15 protein-coding genes are annotated in these 15,555 nt (G+C 38.5%); 4 read left to right on the top strand and 11 right to left on the bottom strand.

Features of this window, described 5'->3' with window-relative positions; all coding sequences use genetic code 11:
- Positions 1 to 46 precede the first annotated feature (46 nt).
- Both MHI10_RS09370 and MHI10_RS09365 read left to right on the top strand, forming a co-directional pair.
- Positions 47 to 946, top strand: a complete 900-nt coding sequence (locus MHI10_RS09370) for a PucR family transcriptional regulator (protein ID WP_340784895.1) — start codon at positions 47 to 49, stop codon at positions 944 to 946.
- Between the two features lie 162 nt (positions 947 to 1,108).
- On the top strand, positions 1,109 to 2,218 hold the full coding sequence (locus MHI10_RS09365) for an ABC transporter ATP-binding protein (RefSeq protein WP_340784893.1): 1,110 nt from the start codon (positions 1,109 to 1,111) through the stop codon (positions 2,216 to 2,218).
- A gap of 153 nt (positions 2,219 to 2,371) precedes the next feature.
- On the opposite strand, the gene MHI10_RS09360 is transcribed toward MHI10_RS09365, so the two are convergent.
- Positions 2,372 to 3,250 (bottom strand): LysR family transcriptional regulator, encoded by an 879-nt coding sequence (locus MHI10_RS09360; protein WP_340784890.1) that lies wholly within the window; start codon positions 3,248 to 3,250, stop codon positions 2,372 to 2,374.
- Between the two features lie 117 nt (positions 3,251 to 3,367).
- On the opposite strand from MHI10_RS09360, the gene hutG reads away from it, so the two are divergent.
- Both hutG and gltS read left to right on the top strand, forming a co-directional pair.
- A complete protein-coding gene (gene hutG / locus MHI10_RS09355) occupies positions 3,368 to 4,297 on the top strand; it encodes a formimidoylglutamase (RefSeq protein ID WP_340784887.1) in 930 nt (309 codons plus the stop codon).
- 16 nt (positions 4,298 to 4,313) lie between these two features.
- Positions 4,314 to 5,492 carry a sodium/glutamate symporter gene (gene gltS, locus MHI10_RS09350; RefSeq protein WP_340784886.1) on the top strand — a complete coding sequence of 393 codons (1,179 nt, stop codon included), beginning with the start codon at positions 4,314 to 4,316 and terminating at the stop codon, positions 5,490 to 5,492.
- Between the two features lie 109 nt (positions 5,493 to 5,601).
- On the opposite strand, the gene MHI10_RS09345 is transcribed toward gltS, so the two are convergent.
- From MHI10_RS09345 to MHI10_RS09300, 10 genes are all read right to left on the bottom strand, one after another.
- Positions 5,602 to 6,600, bottom strand: coding sequence for a YpdA family putative bacillithiol disulfide reductase (locus MHI10_RS09345; RefSeq protein ID WP_340784885.1), 999 nt, complete (start codon positions 6,598 to 6,600; stop codon positions 5,602 to 5,604).
- A gap of 946 nt (positions 6,601 to 7,546) precedes the next feature.
- Entirely contained in the window at positions 7,547 to 8,287 is a 741-nt protein-coding gene (locus MHI10_RS09340) for a YwqG family protein (RefSeq protein ID WP_340784883.1), read from the bottom strand.
- Between the two features lie 61 nt (positions 8,288 to 8,348).
- Positions 8,349 to 8,504 (bottom strand): ankyrin repeat domain-containing protein, encoded by a 156-nt coding sequence (locus MHI10_RS09335; protein ID WP_340789197.1) that lies wholly within the window; start codon positions 8,502 to 8,504, stop codon positions 8,349 to 8,351.
- A gap of 6 nt (positions 8,505 to 8,510) precedes the next feature.
- On the bottom strand, positions 8,511 to 9,317 hold the full coding sequence (locus MHI10_RS09330; RefSeq protein ID WP_340784882.1) for an ankyrin repeat domain-containing protein: 807 nt from the start codon (positions 9,315 to 9,317) through the stop codon (positions 8,511 to 8,513).
- Positions 9,318 to 9,359: 42 nt separating this feature from the next.
- Positions 9,360 to 10,154, bottom strand: coding sequence for a YwqG family protein (locus tag MHI10_RS09325; RefSeq protein WP_340784878.1), 795 nt, complete (start codon positions 10,152 to 10,154; stop codon positions 9,360 to 9,362).
- A gap of 213 nt (positions 10,155 to 10,367) precedes the next feature.
- Positions 10,368 to 11,462, bottom strand: a complete 1,095-nt coding sequence (locus MHI10_RS09320; protein WP_340784876.1) for a hypothetical protein — start codon at positions 11,460 to 11,462, stop codon at positions 10,368 to 10,370.
- Between the two features lie 306 nt (positions 11,463 to 11,768).
- Positions 11,769 to 12,302 (bottom strand): hypothetical protein, encoded by a 534-nt coding sequence (locus MHI10_RS09315; RefSeq protein WP_340784875.1) that lies wholly within the window; start codon positions 12,300 to 12,302, stop codon positions 11,769 to 11,771.
- Positions 12,295 to 12,849: an imm68 putative immunity domain-containing protein gene (locus MHI10_RS09310; RefSeq protein ID WP_340784873.1), complete on the bottom strand. Its 555-nt coding sequence runs from the start codon at positions 12,847 to 12,849 to the stop codon at positions 12,295 to 12,297. Before MHI10_RS09310 ends, MHI10_RS09315 begins: the two co-directional genes overlap by 8 nt.
- 582 nt (positions 12,850 to 13,431) lie before the next feature.
- The gene (locus tag MHI10_RS09305; RefSeq protein WP_340784871.1) at positions 13,432 to 13,854 is read right to left on the bottom strand and encodes an OsmC family protein; all 423 of its coding nucleotides are present in this window, start codon (positions 13,852 to 13,854) and stop codon (positions 13,432 to 13,434) included.
- A 16-nt stretch (positions 13,855 to 13,870) separates the two neighbouring features.
- On the bottom strand, positions 13,871 to 15,409 hold the full coding sequence (locus tag MHI10_RS09300) for an AbgT family transporter (RefSeq protein WP_340784870.1): 1,539 nt from the start codon (positions 15,407 to 15,409) through the stop codon (positions 13,871 to 13,873).
- Between the last annotated feature and the right edge of the window lie 146 nt (positions 15,410 to 15,555).

The following is a 15,555-nucleotide window of genomic DNA, read 5'->3' as shown; positions in this document are numbered from 1 at the left end:
TTTATAAAAAGTACTGTGAGTAATTACCTGAAAGAAGGGGCCGTATATGATTGAGAAACTAGCAAACCATTTCCAAATGGCTTTTACGACCGAATTCACACCTGATAACACAGCGAATTATTGGTTCCAAACAGAACAGGGCGAAATATTTGGCATACTAAAATCCGCGCTCACTGAAGTCGAGCTAAACCTTTTACGAACATTATTTGTTTTAATTGAGGACACCGAAACAAATTCAAAAAATACGATTGTTCAGTTGAAATGGCAACACTTTTTATTTGGTCATTCAAACGACTTACCTTTTTCAGATGATATTGAATCGATTCGTTTTATTTATTTTCGTTTAAAACAACCAATCGCTGACTCGATAAACTTTGAAGAAGCGATTAAAGGGGCTTTTTATCAACCGATCGTACTATGGATACACAATCAGTATGGAATTATTATTGAGGAAAAACCGCAAAGTATTTTTGATAAAGAGGAATTTATTCAGTTAAGTGACACATTAACGAGTGACTTTCTTGTTGTGATTTATAGTTTTATCGGACAATTACATAGGGCAGATTTGTCTTTAAAAGAGAAATTTAGTCTGGAAAAACAATGCTTTCAAGAATTGCTTAGTTATGTTGAACAAGAAAAGACAGTGCTATTTTATGAGGCTGTCCCTAAACTTCTTGTTACATCAACACATTTGATTGACCCTAAACTACTTTCCAACTACTTAATCGAAAGCCTTCAGGACGGAGAAATGCTTCATACGTTAAATGTGTTTTTACAATATAATTTAAATATTTCTCTAGCTGCAAAACGATTGCATATTCATCGCAATAGCCTGCAATACCGATTGGATAAATTAATTAATAAAACAGGCATTGACTGCCGGGAGTTTTCTAATGCAGCATTTTTAGCGCTTGCGATACCATTAACAACGAAGGAAATTGAATGATTTCTTCGCCGTAATTTAGGATTTCGATTTTTCAGATGAATAGTATTGTACAAAGTGCCCTACAAACAGATTGGAAATTTTGTGCAAAGTGAACATTTACATTTTCAATCACTTTCTACTACACTATAAAAAACGCTTTCATTTTTAAGGGGGATATGGACAATGGCTGAATTAACATTAAAAAATATTTTTAAAGTTTATGATAAAAATGTAACAGCGGTAAAAGATTTTAACCTTGAAATTCAAGATAAAGAGTTTATTGTTTTCGTTGGTCCTTCAGGTTGTGGGAAATCGACGACATTGCGTATGGTAGCTGGTTTGGAGGAGATTTCTCAAGGGGAATTACTAATCGATGGGAAACGGATGAATGATGTTGCGCCTAAAGACCGTGATATTGCGATGGTTTTCCAAAACTATGCCCTCTACCCGCATATGAGCGTGTATGAAAACATGGCATTTGGCTTGAAGTTACGAAAACTGCCAAAAGATGAAATTGATCGTCGTGTAAAGGAAGCGGCCAAAATTCTAGATCTTGAGCAATATTTAAATCGGAAACCGAAAGCTTTATCAGGTGGTCAACGTCAGCGTGTTGCGTTAGGTCGTGCAATCGTTCGTGATGCAAGAGTTTTCTTAATGGATGAGCCTTTATCCAATTTAGATGCAAAGCTTCGTGTTCATATGCGTGCTGAGATTACGAAACTTCATCAGCGATTACAAACAACGACGATTTATGTAACGCATGACCAAACAGAAGCAATGACAATGGCAAGTCGACTTGTTGTAATGAAAGACGGCATTATTCAACAAGTTGGAACACCAAAAGAAGTGTACGAGCAACCGAAAAATGTTTTTGTCGGCGGTTTTATCGGCTCGCCTGCAATGAACTTCTTCACAGGCACCTTATTGGATGGAAAAATGACCATTGGCAATATTTCGCTTGCCATCCCAGAAGAAAAAATGAGCTATTTACGTGCGCAAGGTTATGTAAACAAAGAAATTACGCTAGGCATTCGTCCAGAAGACTTCCATACCGATCTGGACTCTGTTGAAGCTTCTCAAAGTTCCAAAGTTGAGGTGAAAATAGAAGTAGCGGAATTACTCGGTGCTGAAACCATTCTTTACTCTCAAATCGAGGAGCAATCATTTATTTCCCGTGTCGATGCTTCCATTGAAGTTAAAGCAGGCGAAGTTCTTACATTGGCATTAAATATGAGCAAAGCCCATTTCTTTGATATTGAAACAGAAGAGCGCATTGTTCCAGATCAAAAATAAGAAAAGCTGAATGAAAAAGAATTCACTTTTATCAGGGAATTCCCATCTCAATTCGAGAAGGGAATTTTTTTTATGGTATATAAATTCAACAAAAGTTTCTATCTTTTCATTGTCAATGTTGTAATAGGGATTTTCAAAATAATCCCCTTCTACTCAATGCATTGTTTTGATGAGCTCAAATAACTTTTCTATACTTTCTGGAAATGTACGATCCTTCATCGTGCTTAAGTATACATTGCGATTTAAAAACTCACTCTGTAACTGATGCGTCATTAAGCATTCTGGCAATGGCTGGGCTACATAATGCTGAGGCAGAATCGCTATCCCTAACCCTTCTTCTACCAATATTTTAATCATCTCAAATCGCTCTATTTTATATTGAATATGCGGTGTTACATTTTCCTGTTCGAAAGCTTTTAATATTTGTCCGCTCGTTTGAAATTCAGGCATCCCGATAATTAATGTTTCGTCCGAAAAATCGACAAGCTTTATTATTTTCTTCGATGCAAAGGGATGATCTTTTTTGGTTAAAATTACGTACGGTTCGTTATACAACAATTCACTTTTAATTTCATGATCAATAATATGTTGATTCGTAATAACTGCATGGACATTTAAACGTAACAATGCTTGGCGCACAGTCTGGTTGTAGAGTGTATCTATGATTGTAATTTTATTATGTGGGTATTGTTGTTTGTAGGCAATCATTACTTGTGAAAACCAATAATTCGCGGATTCAATCATGCCTAATCGAATTTCAATGTGCTCACCTTTTGCAAATTCTTTTAATTCGGTTTCCATTACTTCAAATTGTGCGATTAAACGATTAGAACGCTCGTAAAATTGATCTCCTAATTCCGTTAATTGAAATTGTTTTGTAGTTCGATCAATAAGTAATGCACCAATATCTCGTTCGAGTGTTTTGACCGCATTACTTAATGAAGGTTGTGAAATATGTAATGCATTGGCTGCCCTTGAAAAACTTTGGAACTTTACAACCGCAGCAAAATAATACATCTTCTTTAGGTCCATTTTGCCACCTCATTTATAGTTTAATGCTATTATAAGATAAAAAATTAATATTTGTTATTATAAATATTTACAATTATAATATTAATATAACATTTCATTCATAAAGGAGAGATCGTAATGTATAAAAAAGCGGATTCAAAAATCTGGCAAGGACGTATCGATCATGAAACAGATGAAACATACTTTCGTTATCACCAAGTTGTTCGAGTTGCCACTGAACCAAATGCGGGCTCCATTGGATTAATTGGTTTTTCTTGTGATGAAGGTGTGCGCCGTAATAACGGAAATGTTGGCGCAAAGGACGGACCACTTGCCTTAAGGAAGCAGTTAGCATCATTGCCATGGCGAAAGTCTTCCGATAAAAATTGTTTAATCGATTTTGGCGATATTGTTTGCGAGGGCGAGGATTTGGAACGTGCCCAGCAAGAATTAGGAGAAAAAGTTTCCACCATTTTAACTCATGGCAAGGCGATTGTACTTGGAGGTGGACATGAAACACTTTATGGACAATACCTAGGAGTGCGAAAAGCAGTTGGCCCCACAGCATCCATCGGTCTACTTAATATTGATGCACACTTTGATATGCGTCCATATGAAGTACAAACCTCGTCAGGAACAATGTTTAAGCAAATTTTAGATGAGGATCCTAATGCCCATTATTTCGTATGCGGTATTCAGCAATATGGTAATACAACGGCCCTTTTCAATACAGCTGATCAATACAATGTACGATACTTTTTAGATGATGAATTGGATTCAACAACATTCACTACAGCATTAAATGAGTTTATGGATACACACGATGTATTGCTCGTTACACTTTGTATGGATGTTCTAAATGCTGCCGAAGCACCTGGTGTCAGTGCACCATCACCATTTGGCTTAACCGCGTTGAAAGTCAGAGAACTTTTACGTCAAATGGCCGCGCATAAAAAAACGGTAAGCTTTAGTATTTGTGAAGTGAACCCTTCATTAGATATAAATAATCGAACAGCAAAATTAGGCGCATACTTTATTAATGAAGTCATTATGAACAGCAACGATTAAATAAAGGAGGAAATATATGTCATTCGATCAAATTACAACATTATGCTTAGCAGTCACATTATTTTTAGTTGGTACATTCTTAGTAAAAAAGGTTCCTTTCTTAAATCGTTTTTGCATTCCTGCACCTGTAGTTGGGGGCTTATTATTTGCAATTCTCGCAACATTATTAAAAAGCTTCGACATTATTGAAATTACATTGGATACTTCGCTTCAATCCATTTTCATGATTACCTTCTTCACAACCGTTGGACTTGGTGCAAGTTTCAAACTTGTTAAACTTGGCGGGAAATTGCTTATTATTTATTGGTTAGCTTGTGGATTTTTAGCTTTAATGCAAAACGTAATTGGCGTTTCATTAGCCAAACTTTTGGACATCCACCCATTAATCGGTGTAATGATCGGTGCTGTTTCAATGGAAGGTGGACATGGTTCTGCTGCTGCCTATGGACAAACAATTGAAAGTTTAGGTATCCCTTCAGCTATCTCAATCGGAATGGCTGCAGCAACTTGTGGTCTAATTGCAGGGGCGCTTGTTGGCGGTCCCGTTGTCCAATACTTAATTCGTAAATATGACTTAAAGCCTTCTTCTGAGGAAGTAGAAACATATGTTGAAAAGGCCGAGCATCCCGTTACAGAAAAATCATTCATGTTACAAGTTTTCTTAATTACATTTAGTATGGCTATCGGAACATATATCGGAGACTGGTTCTCAACGCTAACAGGCTTCGTATTGCCAGCCTATGTTGGGGCAATGTTCGTTGCGGTAATCGTCCGCAATATCGTAGACCGCTTCAATCCAGATATTATCAACATGAAAGAAATCAATTTAATTGGTGATATTTCATTAGGAATCTTCTTATCAATGGCATTAATGAGTATTAAATTATGGGAAGTTGCAGACTTAGCCCTACCATTATTTATAATCGTTTTCGCACAGGTACTCTTCATCGTATTATTTGCTGTGTTCGTTCTTTTCCGCATACTTGGCAAAAACTTCGATGCTGCGATTATGGTATCCGGTTTCCTTGGTCATGGACTAGGTGCGACACCAAACGCAATGGCCAATATGTCAGCAGTTGTTGCTAAATTCGGTCCATCACGTACAGCATTCCTTATTGTACCAATTGTAGGCGCTTTCCTAATCGATGTATTCGGTATGCCGATCATTATTACGACAATCAATCTGTTTAAATAAGAAATTCCAAAAGCACACATATTTTTGGATGTGCAATTATTCGCGCACCCGATGTATTGTAAAAAAGCTCTGTAAATTACGCTAATCGTAATTTGCAGAGCTTTTTACATCATGATTTACTTTGGAATGTGGGCAAACGTTGGGCAATTTCATCGGCGATTTTCAAACCATGAAAGCGTCCATCTTCAATATATACCCGATTTGTAATCCCCCCTGTAACAACGCCAGATAAAAAAACGTTCTTAACATTGGATTCATATGTGTCTGGATGAAAAGATGGGACTAATGAAGAGGTGTCCGTTTGGATTCCAACACTTCGAAGCAATGAAATATTAGGTTGATATCCTATGAGGGAAAATACATAGTCATTTTGAAGTGAAACGATTCCTTCAGGAGTGTTTATGCATATGTTGGACTCGTCAATAGAGGCAATACTAGAATTTGGATAGAAATCAATTTCCCCCTTTTTAAGAAGGTTGCGCATATCTAATAACAAAGATGGTTTGATACCTTCTAAAACAGTTTCTCCACGGTGTACAAGTGTAACATGAGCACCGTTACGATAAAGGTCAATCGCAGCTTCAATTGCTGAATTCTTGCCGCCTACAACTGTAACATGTTGGTCATAAAAGAGATGACCTTCCTTATAATAATGCGATACTTTCGCTAAATTATGTCCGTCAACCTCAAGTTGTCTAGGTGTATCGAAAATTCCTGTGGCTATAACAATCATCTTCGCTTCATAAGAAATTGTGTTGTCTTTACGATCTATTGCGTGGATAGAAAAAAATTCTGCGTTCTTTGAAATCGAAATAACCTTTTGATAGCATTTAACATTCAGTTTTTGCCTTTCAGTTACAAGGCGATAATATTTCAATAATTCCGTTCGATTTGGGCGAACATCTTGAGATACGAATGGAATATTGCCAATTTCTAAGCGATCTGAAGTACTGTAAAAAGTCATGTGTAATGGACAATTGACAATAGAATTAACAATCGCTTCCTTTTCAATAATTAAATAGGTAATTCCTTTTTCTTGAAGAGCAAGACCCGTTGATAATCCACAAGGCCCCCCGCCAATAATAACAACATCATACATATAATTCATTTCCTCCTTAATATTCCACAGTACTTATTATAAAGACTCCATTTCCCAGCAATTTAACATAAGTAACACAGAAAGAACTTGTCATACCTATTCGTCAGAATGCACCAACGAGTAACAATCAATACTACAAATTTATATTTGCATGATGAAACATGTTTTGTGTACCACAGATTTATAATATTTAGAATGCAAAAAAGCCTTAGTCTCAAATTAATGAGAAGAAAGCTTTCTACTAGATAAGTTAAACAAAAGATTCTATGTTTATGATGTAAGTGTTCTAATAAAGTATTGGCTAATTTAGGCTGGCTAAGCACATGAGGCGCACAGACAATTTTTGCACAAATCTGTACGACTCATCTTTGTGCTATATGGATTACTATTTGACTGTTGTATTCGTTTTTATCTTTCTCCGACAGAAGACTCCATCTGATTCGTGTTACGGACAAAGCCCAACGATTCAGGTGGAGATGAATGTTGGTTGGCGTTAGCCGAAACGTTTGTTCTGTGTTAAAATAATACGATACGTTGTTCCTTGATAACTGGATAGAGGGGGTTGTGACAAGAAAAAGCTTTGTCACGTAAAATATCCAAGCACTTGTGAAAAACACGTAAAACCGTTGCTTAGGCACGGTCTAGTGGGTGCGTCAATCATCCTTGTGTACTCGACTTGTCGGGGCTTGTACAGCTCTTCTTAGGGTGGTGCAAGTGGTACGTTAAGTGCCGACCAAAAACAGTGATTTGAAAATCGTTACTCAGAGCGTCACTCGTCTCTCAGACGGAAAGACCTGAACTGGCGTTTTCAAGCCCCTACTGAATTGCTTTACCTCAGTGGGGGTTCGTTGACTTCTAAAATAAGTGATGTAGTCAATATAATAAGTGCTCTAACTGCAATAGTTATACGTAATATTTTGTATTTCCCCACTACTTTATTACGATAGATTTCTCTTTAGCCTGCGTCAGACATTAGTCTACTAAAGTCCAAATTCTTCAGTCGGTCTAATTCGATAAATACCATTAATTTATTACCATCGTTCCAACCCCACTCCAGATCATCATCTGAATCAATTGTTAGGAGTGAGCACCATTCTTCCCCCGGCGTTGGATCATATGCCAGTGTATAATGTGAAGGATAGCCTAAAAGATAGGCTGAACTTTTATGTAAAGAGTCCCGTATTTCGGTGTATATGTCATTTTGATTATCCGTAAAAGGCCAGTCCTTCAATTGGTATTCGTCATGAGGTATATCAATCGTCGAAGAAAACTTAATTGCTATAGCATTGCCTATACTTGGATTTGGCGAAATTAGGGTCTCTAGGTTTGTAAGTTCAGGGGTATATATACCATGAATATACCCCTCTTCAAATACTTCTAAATAACAATCATAATTTGGATAATCATCTGCTACAAAAAGACTTAAAAGACCTTTTGTTGGTAAGTTTCCTTCGTTTGGAGGAATTTCTGCAAAGTTGATTTGCCCAAGGAAACGGTAAGGATTCATACCATAAGTAGGCCAGTCACTTCCAACCGGTAAATCAGGTTCTCCGCCAAAACGACTACAGCCCAATTGAAGTTCAGCCTCATTATACTTAAGTAAATCAATAGCTGGCCTCAAAGCTTGGTGTAGGTACTCTTTATGCATTCCAATATCCGACTGTTCAATTATATTTAGAAATTTGTTGCTATTCATGTTATCTCTCCTATGTGAAATGCTCTTTTATCGGACATGATTATTGATATGCCCCTTTCGCTCATCCATTTGTTAGATTCGCAATATAATTTGCAATATCTCCATTCCCACAAGCTTCCGCTAAATCCACAGCTGTTTTTCCATCATTATCTTTAGCCTGAATATCCGCGCCATATTTTAATAGCACTTCAACAGCAGCAATATTCCCAGCTCGAATCGCTCTTTACAATGCGGTTTGTTTATACTGATTTCTGCACTCAATAATCGCCCCACGGTCCAGAAGAAATTGAATCCCGACAACATTATTCGTATCCGCAAAGTTTTGTAGTGGTGGGAATGGCTTTCCTTCTTGATCCAGGTCGATCCCCCATTTAGAGATGTCTTCTAGCAAAGCTTCCTCATGAGAATGAAGCGCAATACTAAAGCCTTTCTTTGTTACTTCCTTATCATAAATAGCTGGAAATGCTGAATAAATATATTTCACAATATCAGTTGAATAGGTAAAAGCCATTTCCAATGGTGTTTGTCCTAATGCGCGTTTCCCTACATCTGCCCCTTGTTCAGCTAATAGTTGAAATGCCTCCACATTATTATGCATCGTGCAAAGTTGTAGTGGCGTACCGCGATATTTCAATACTTTATTTAAATTAGACTTTTTCGCATGAATAACGAGCTCTCTAATTCGGTCCGTATCGTTCATATAGCAGGCAAAGACGAATGTTTGTTTAATTTTTTCAGCCCTTAATGATTGCTGTAAAACCTGTTTTCTTTCCTCTTCCATTGGCTCCAAACCGTAATTTTGATAATTCAGTAACTCAAAAACATCAAAATCAAAAAGTTCAGGGTTCGTATCTTTCACAATGCAATGGTCAACTAATGTACTGCCATCTGCCTTTATACAAAGAATACCCTGACCTTTCATTAAACCTTGAATCTCATTTACATATTTCTTAAAAAGTGCAATTGTCATGTCTCCATCATAAGAAGCTTCATTTTCTGCAATGGAAAAATAGCCACTTGTAATTTTCATGATATTTTGCCACAGCTGCCTTACCTTTGCTATCCAATTGATTTAGCAACAATCCCAATTATAAAGCACTTTACTAAAGTCTTTTCGTTTTAACTCATCCTCCGTAATAAAGAAATTACCAACCCCTGTGTCGCCCCACATGACATGATTCCCTACGCTATCTATTTGCAATAACAAAACCGTAGAATCTCCGAAGTAATCATCCTCACGTGGATCGGCTTGCGTAAAGAAGGGATAGCCGCCAATTCGATGACCCGTACACCCAAAAGATGTATAAAATTGATCATCCAGACCGTATTGATCTGCATCATCTATTTCTTGCCAAATGGCCTCATACACATCATATGAACGAAAATCATTTACAGATAAAGGTTCAATAGCCGGTGCAAACGTTACAGCCATTTCTTTGGTCACAGGGAAATACAGCTCTTCATCTTCTACTGTAACAAACGAAAAATCTTGTAGGAGTTGTAATTCATCTTGAATAATTTCTTCATGGAAAATGACACGAAATCCAGCTTGGTGTTGCCCATTTTTAAAATCCAAGCCAAAAACATCATCATAGCCATCGATATAAAATTGCAAAATACCCTCCGTCGGAAAATGGGGAAGATGTTTTGGCACATCCGCAAAATTAATTTGTGCTAAAAGCTTTAACGGCTGTCCACTTTCATTTTTAGGATATTCCATACCTAATGGGAAGTAGGGATTGCCTTCGAACTTGCTTTCAAATAATGATGTCGGCCGTTCAACCGTGTCAATATGTATAACCGGTTGCAAAGTTGGTTCTATAATTGAACGGTATTTTTCAAATGCTTGTGGTAACTGTATAGTCAAAACATTTCCTCCTCAATGCAAGCTATATCTATAACAGAATAAATGTGTACTTATAATGGCTTTAGCATATAGTTTAAGTTTAGCATTCGGCCTTAATCCAACTCTGCTTTTGTTAGTTCTTGAATAATCAACTCATGCTGATCCTCGTTAAACCATCTATCCAAATCCTTCATTCGTTCCTTGTTCATAAACTGCACTCTCTTTCTAGCTCACTTATGTTTGTTGATGATGCATAGACGCTATCGAGCAATCCGGGCACACTTCGATATATAATGTCCCTTCGCTATAATCCATGATAGTATCCCATTGAATTTGTGCTACATATTTCATCGACTGACTGCAATCCGGGCAATCTATGTATTGCGAATCTTGCACCCAAGAAGCAAAACCTCCAATTGTATTGAGATCCTCACTCCCTGCACCGTAAAAAAGTGGCACGGGCGTTTTTCCTAATATATAGGAATTTGAACAAAGCTCTTTTAATGTATCTTCATCGATATAATTTTCCAGGTTGTCTATCAATTCGTTATAAGGAAAGACTGGCGTACTACCACCATCCTTTGTAAATCGACTGAATACGGCTTCCGAAAAACAACAGCAATTCGGGCAACAAGTGGCAGTGAAAATCCCCTCAATCATTAGAAACTGTAACCGTTTTTCCCGTCCATCTAACACGAGTATATCGACTAATGGACAGCCACAATGTGGACAGCTATCCTCACGTAATCGTCCAATATCAGCTGCTTTATCTGCACTTTTATCGCCCTTTTCCATTGCATAACAAGTAGTATAATTCAACTCGCGGCGATTTCCCTCTTGGTCAAACGTCCAGCCCGCCGCTTGAGCGTAGATTGATGGATTGACATATAATTGTTCACGCCACGGCTGTGGATTCTGTTCTAGCTCCAGTAACATTTTCAAAACTTGGTCATCCCCTTGCATCGCCAAACAGATCATCAGCTCACTCGCTTCACGTGGATCTGTAGTGTACATGAGCGATGTGATGAGTCCATCACGTACATCTACGGGAGCTTTGTAATAAAGCCGTTCCAGCGAAAATACCTTTGCGTCCAATGCCGCGCGCTGTAGCGCTGGCGGATAAATTCCATGGACTTCTAATAGATTACAGCAAGCTTCATATTCATCCGTATCCCAGTCATCCAATCGATCCACATGCGCAATCAACTGTTGGATTTTGCTAGCAATCTGCTCTTCTGTCCATGCCAATACTTTGTTTCTATCCTGTTCCGATTTACACTTCCAACATACTCCTTTAAAACCAATCGATGTGCCACAATGATGATTCATTCTTACATCTCCTTCACAATAATAGATTATAATAGGCGATACTTTTCAGATTTTTTGACTACTCCAAATGGTAAAGCAATGGGATGCTTTTTTGCAGCCATTTCGCTTACACTCCTTTATAGAAAAGGCCAGAGACGAAACTTGGGAGAACAACATTTGAAAGGTGTCTTCTCCTTTCTAGTTGTCATTCAAATTATATAGAGCGTACGTTCCTTATTCAATAAAAATCGAAACATTCCGCCATCTATAGATATACCTATTTCGACCTCTCTTTTATCTCCCCTTTATAGAAGTGGGCTTTCTCGTTCAGAAATTCTCCGCACGCGCCTGATCTCTCGCTTGCATTTCTGCATCCATTTCCTCCATGCTCATGTCAAACATCATACAATCATTGGTAATGACTTGAAAATAAAACTGCACTTTCTCCTTGCCAAATAGCTGCTCTAACTCATCCCACTGTCCAGTTGGCAGTAGCACAAATGCCAATGTATCTCCACCTAAAGACTCCTTGAACCAACGAATCTGATGATGTGGCGCAATCAACTCCTGCATCGCCCGAATTGCACTGTCTCTGTCCGTCTTATCATCGGCAAAAGGAATCCTCATGCTTTGTTCTGTCGATGTCAGTACAATATCGACTCCCCGCGGCTTATCAATCTCTATCACCTCACACTCGATTTGGAACGTTTCTGCTAAATGCTCATTGAAGTAACCAATTATATCCTCTTCACATTCCCGCCAATCAATCCACACGACTAGTTCGTCCTCTTCCCATAGCTTGTCTAATGCTTCTTCTGTTGGCTCATGTAAAAATGTAGCGATTTCCTGTTGTTTATTCATAATGTCTCTCCTCATCAATAGTTAGTTCAGCTACGATTGCTTGACACTGGGTGGCAATCTCTTGCATCTCCTCTTCTGGACAAAACTCCGCTAAATCATAACGTAAAGGGTTTTGAATAAAATCAGCCATCCAGTTTTTCAACAGCATGACATCTTCCGATTCTGCCTTTATTGCGATAATCGCAGACTCATCTTTATATGTATGGTCCAAATCCAGCATGCGAACTTGTCCATTCTTCTGACATTCCAATAAAATCGCCGTCACATCCATCAACAAATTAATAGCACAATGAATGTCGAGTTGAAACCCTTCACCAAAGACATAGTAAATATCTATTGTTTGGCGTATCTCTTCTATTTCCCGCGTAGCCGTTAATTGAAAGTCTTGCAAAATCTTTGTCAATTGGATTTCTACTGTACTATCATGCCGAAATTCCCGATTAGTTAAGTAGTCAATCAAACTACATGTATCATCGGTGCCGCCAACATATTCTTTCCACCATCGCTCAATATACAGACTTATCTCCATCCCCTCTTCTCTACCCATTTATGACGCTACTTTCCAAAGAACTGCTGGAATTTGATGATACGGTGGCGTGTCTTCAAATTCTGGTGCAAAATTTCCCTCTTCAGCCACCTGTAGCCCACTTCGAAATAATCAGGCACCCGCTTTTTCTTCGATTTTTGCCAATAGCCGCGCATCCGCATAGTTCACGGAATTTTCAGGTGTCCGATCTAGTCCGCCAAACTCTTCATAATAATAACTTGGTTCCATAAGCCAATAAACCATCCGCGCGGTCGCGATATCGCACTGTGGATACATCAAGTGTAATAAATCGAAACGCCCATATTCACTCACTCCTTTCTTATTTATGAATGATTACGAGTCCACCATTTGGCAATCATATAAAACTCTCTTTTCAATCTTATTTTAACATACATAAATCCTTATTTATCCAACTACCGATGATGATTTTGTTAAATAATTATTAAATTGTAATTTTAACCCTTCCACTCTTCGATCACCGAAAATAGGTATGATGGCTTTTGAAAAGAACAAAAAAAGTGCCTGCACCATACTGATGGATGCCAGACACTCTTTTCTTTACGCTCTCATTAGTCGTACATACTATACTTCTTCCTGCTCTTCCCCATTCAACACCAATTTAAACTGCACACCCGCCTTTAACGAATCCGAAACGGAACAATATTTATCTTTGCCTAGACGAATAGCCCGCCACACTTTCCTACTGTCAATGTCGCCTTCAATCAGAAATGTCACCTCAATCGCTATAAAACCTTTAGGAGGTTCTTCCTTCCTCGTTCCGTCTGTTATAATCTCGATTTTATGAATGTTCTCCAGATGGGGTCTTAAAATCATCGTGACATCGATTCCAATGCACCCCGCTACGGCACTGAGTAGCATTTCGGTAGGTGTAGCTCCTTTCCCTAGGCCGCCATACAATTCCGTTGCATCCATATTGATGTCATATCCTGAATCTCCGACTGCTGTAAAGGCACGCCCACCAGTCCATGTTGTCGTTACTTTCATATCTATCCACCCTTTCTCAGTAATTCAAATTGGCACCCGGACCGACCGGAATACCGAATACGTACCAAATAATGAAGAAAATCGTCCAGCTAATTAATATGATGATTGAATAGGGCAACATAAGAGAAATGACTGTCCCCACGCCGTTCTTCTTGCCGTAACGTTGTGCAAAAGCAACGACAAGCGGAAAGAATGGCATTAGCGGTGAAATGATATTCGTCGCAGAGTCTCCAACTCGATACGCCACTTGGGTTACTTCTGGCGCAATGCCCATCTGCATGAACATCGGCACAAAAACAGGCGCCATAATCGCCCATTTCGCTGAATCTGCTGCGATAAATAAGTTAATAATTGTCGTAATCATAATCAGTGCCACAAGTAGAGGCGCGCCATCCAGATGAATCGACTGTAAAAAATCTGCCCCTTTTACTGCAATGATTGTCCCTAAATTCGTATAATTAAATAACGCTACAAATTGTGCAGCAAAAAAGATCAATACAATAAATCCAGACATTGTTTCCAATGAGGATGTCATTAAATTAGCAATATCCTTATCGTTCCGAATCGACTTTGTCATAAATCCATAAACGACTCCTGGCACTAAAAAAATCAGCATCATGATGAAAATAATACTACTCATGAAGGGTGATTTGATGATACTACCACCCTCACCTCTTAATACTCCGTTTTCTGGAGCAATAAGTAGCGCAATGACGATGACAGTAAATAAGATGGACAAGTTCGCCCAGAAAAGCCCTCTCTTCTCTAAAGCGGAGATCTTATTTTCATGTTCCAGCGGCTCGCTCGGTACATATGTACCCAATTTAGGCTCAATGAGTTTATCCGTCACAAGTGTTCCAATTATGACAATAAGAAAAGTCGAAACGAACATGAAAAACCAGTTATCTGTCGGATTGACAACATATCCGACATCCAATATATGCGCCGCCTCTGTTGTAATTCCGCTTAGTAACGGATCGTTCGTCCCCAAAAATAGATTAGCGGAATAGCCTCCTGCAACACCTGCAAACGCAGCCGATAAACCCGCTAACGGATGCCGTTTAAACCCTAAAAAGATAATAGCGCCAAGTGGTACAAGCACAACGTATCCTACAGATGCTGCAACATTGGACAAGACTCCCATTAGCACGACAATCGGTGTGACAAATTTCTTAGGTGCTTTTGTCACCGTATTCGTCATTAACGCACTAATATAGCCGCTTTTCTCCGCAACACCAACGCCAAGCATTGCCACAAGCACCGGGCCAAGCGCTACAAAAGAGGTAAAGTTTGCAACAACATTTGAAAACATATAAGCAATGCCTTCGGGAACAAGTAAACTGACTGCCTTGACCGTCAGCATCTCAATTTGTCTTGTTTCAGGATGAACCCCTTCAAAACGGACGCCTGTCCCCATGACATAAAAAATATGCGATAAAGCAATCACAATTAACGTAAAAATCATAAAAATCGTAATAGGATGCGGTAGTTTATTGCCTTTTTCCTCAATAACATTCAATAGCCGAACCGACTTGGATGGTTTGGATGAATCCATTCGGTCACTCCTTTGTGCTTAATTTAGTTTCCAGTATACCCACCTAATGCCTGTTGAAAACACTCTCTGCTAAGTACCACAATCGCTTATTCATAATTTTTCAATCCTAACTTCCATGCCTCAATGATATATTTATTATAATGAAG

Source organism: Solibacillus sp. FSL K6-1523 (assembly GCF_038005225.1).
Lineage (GTDB): Bacteria > Bacillota > Bacilli > Bacillales_A > Planococcaceae > Solibacillus.
This window is presented reverse-complemented; position numbering and strand designations above follow the sequence as displayed.